Origin of the sequence: Kitasatospora sp. NPDC007106, from assembly GCF_040634455.1 — a bacterium.
Taxonomy (GTDB): domain Bacteria; phylum Actinomycetota; class Actinomycetes; order Streptomycetales; family Streptomycetaceae; genus Kitasatospora; species Kitasatospora arboriphila.
The window spans coordinates 1-2472 of the sequence record NZ_JBEYFP010000838.1; the positions used below are offsets into that span (position 1 = coordinate 1).

The following is a 2472-nucleotide window of genomic DNA, read 5'->3' on the forward strand; positions in this document are numbered from 1 at the left end:
GTCGCCGCCGGCCGCACCCCCGACCCCGGCGGCCCGATCCTCGACCAGGCCCGCCGGCTCGCCCGCTCGGCCGCCGACGACCCCGCCGCCGCCGACGCCGTCGCCCACGTCGTCGACCGCCTGGGCCTCGGCCTCGCCGGCCTGGTCAACATCCTCAACCCGGACCGGATCGTGCTCAGCGGCCTCCACCTCGACCTGCTCGCCGCCGCCCCCGAACGGCTCGCCGCGGTCGTCGCCGACCGCTGCCTGTGGGGCCGCAGCGGACGCGTCCCGATCGTGCCGGCGGAGGTCGACCACGCCGGCCTCGCCGGAGCCGCCGAGCTCGCCTGGCAGCCGTACCTCCAGGACCCGCAGGCGGTGTACGCCGCCCGCGGCTGACGGCCCGCCGGCCGGGGGCGGTGGCCGTACCACTCGGTGCGGTGCGCCACCCTGCCGTGCGGAACGGCGGTCGTGCCGCGGCGGGCGATGGCACGATGGGAGGGTCGTGCACGGGTGGAACGAAGGGGTGGCGGGCCGATGTCGTACGAACTGGACCACGTGGTGCTGTGGGTGGCCGATCCGGTCCGCTCGGCCGCGTTCTACCGCGACGTGGTGGGGCTGGAGCCCGTCCGGCTGGCCGAGTTCGAAAAGGGCCTCGCGCCGTTCGTCAGCATGCGGGTGACGGAGCGGACGCTCATCGACCTGGTGCCGCTGACGGTCGCTCCGCAGCTGAATGCCGCGCCGGGTGCCGAGGGCAGCGCCGGCAACCGGCTCAACCACGTCTGCCTGGCCACCTCGGAGCAGGAGTTCGAGGCGCTGCGGACCCGGCTGGAGGCCGGCGGGCACCCGGTGACCCCGTACGCGGAGAACTCGTTCGGGGCCCGCGGCACCGCGCCGCGCACCTACTACTTCGCCGACCCGGACGGCAACGTCCTGGAGGCGCGCCACTACGGCTGAGCCGCGCCGCTACGGCTGAGCCGCGCCGCTACGGCTGAGCCGCGCCGCTACGGCTGAGCCGCGCCGTCCGGTCGGGGCCCACGGTCCGGTCGGGGCCCACCGTCCGGCCGGGGTGCCGCGGCGTCGCCGAGCGCCCGGGCCTCGGCGACGAAGCGGGCGACGAGCGGGTTGCGGTCGCCTCGCCGGTGGACGAGTCCGACGACGGTCCGGGCGCCGTCGGGGGTGATCGGCCGGAAGGCCACACCCCGCATCCGTACCCGGCGCACGCCCGCCGGGGCGAGGGACACCCCCAGCCCCGCGCCCACCAGCGCGGCGACCGTCTGCCACTCCACAGCCCGCTGGGCGACCCGCGGCTCGAACCCGGCCGCCCGGCACACCCCGACGATCCGGTCGTGCACCGTCGGCCCGCACTCGCGCGGCAGCAGGACGAACGGCTCCTCCGCCAGCCCGGCCACCGGGACGGCCCGCCGGCCCGCCAGCCGGTGCCCGGCCGGGAGGACGGCGACGAACCCCTCCGACCAGAGCGGCTCCACCACCAGGTCCGGGTCCTGCGGGGGCTCGCGCATCAGCCCCACGTCGAGGGTGTGCTCGTGCAGTGCCGCGACCTGCGGAGCCGTCGTCATCTCGCGGATCTCCAGCTCCACACCGGGCCGGTGCTCGCGGAAGGTGCGCAGCAGGTCCGGCAGCACGGTCGGTGCCAGCGAGGCCGCGAACCCGATCCGCAGCCGGCCCGCCCCGCCCGTGGCGACCCGCCGGGCCGCCGCCAGCCCGGACGCGACCTCGTCGAGGGCCCGGCGCGCCGCCGGCAGCAGCTCCTCGCCCGCCGCGGTCAGCGACACCCGCCCCGGCCGGCGCTCGAACAGCGGATGGCCGACCCGCTCCTCCAACCGCCGGATCTGCTGACTCAGCGGCGGCTGCGCCACGCCCAACCGCTCGGCGGCACGGCCGAAGTGCAGTTCCTCGGCCAGCACGGCGAAGGCGTGCAGCTGGTGCAGGGCGAGCTCGGGACGGTCCTCCATATCTCCCGGGATATCACAGCCACACTCGCAAGGTATTGGACGTATCGCGGTGGCCGCGCCTACCGTCCCTGCCATGGGAGAACGCCGGACGATCCTCAGCGGATCGCTCTTCGAGGAACGGATCGGGTACGCCCGGGCGGTGGTGGACGGGGACCGGGTACACGTCTCCGGCACGACCGGCTTCGACTACGCCGCCATGACCATCGCCGAGGACGTGGTGGCACAGGCCGAACAGTGCCTGCGCAACATCACCGCCGCACTCGCCGAGGCCGGCTGCACCCTCGCCGACGTCGTCCGGGTGCGCTACCTGCTGCCCGACCGCCAGGACTTCGAGCCCTGCTGGCCCGTGCTGCGCCGCGCGTTCGGCGAGGTCCGCCCGGCCGCCACCATGATGGTCTGCGGCCTCGCCGACCCGCGGATGAGGATCGAGATCGAGGTGGACGCACGACGGCCCGTCACCGGCTGACCGGTGACGGGCCGTCGGGGGCAGTCTGCCCGGCGCAGAGATCGGGAGAGC

4 protein-coding genes are annotated in these 2472 nt (G+C 75.9%); 3 read left to right on the forward strand and 1 reads right to left on the reverse strand.

Translation table 11 applies throughout. The features are described from left to right. A partial coding sequence (locus ABZ641_RS33045; protein ID WP_359987852.1) for an ROK family protein occupies positions 1 to 378 on the forward strand: 378 nt, incomplete at its 5' end. Between the two features lie 138 nt (positions 379 to 516). Continuing rightward, positions 517 to 936: a VOC family protein gene (locus ABZ641_RS33050; RefSeq protein WP_359987855.1), complete on the forward strand. Its 420-nt coding sequence runs from the start codon at positions 517 to 519 to the stop codon at positions 934 to 936. 47 nt (positions 937 to 983) lie between these two features. Here the strand turns inward: ABZ641_RS33050 and ABZ641_RS33055 are convergent, their stop codons facing one another. Beyond that, on the reverse strand, positions 984 to 1955 hold the full coding sequence (locus ABZ641_RS33055; RefSeq protein ID WP_359987857.1) for a LysR family transcriptional regulator: 972 nt from the start codon (positions 1953 to 1955) through the stop codon (positions 984 to 986). A 73-nt stretch (positions 1956 to 2028) separates the two neighbouring features. Here ABZ641_RS33055 and ABZ641_RS33060 point away from each other — a divergent pair, with 73 nt between their 5' ends. Beyond that, complete coding sequence (locus ABZ641_RS33060; RefSeq protein WP_359987861.1) at positions 2029 to 2421, forward strand: RidA family protein; 393 nt, start codon at positions 2029 to 2031, stop codon at positions 2419 to 2421. Positions 2422 to 2472 lie beyond the last annotated feature (51 nt).

Coding starts and splice junctions, on each gene's coding strand:
- ABZ641_RS33050 (WP_359987855.1), top strand. CDS start 517: ATGTCGTACGAACTGGACCACGTGGTGCTGTGGGTGGCCGATCCGGTC.
- ABZ641_RS33055 (WP_359987857.1), bottom strand. CDS start 1,955: ATGGAGGACCGTCCCGAGCTCGCCCTGCACCAGCTGCACGCCTTCGCC.
- ABZ641_RS33060 (WP_359987861.1), top strand. CDS start 2,029: ATGGGAGAACGCCGGACGATCCTCAGCGGATCGCTCTTCGAGGAACGG.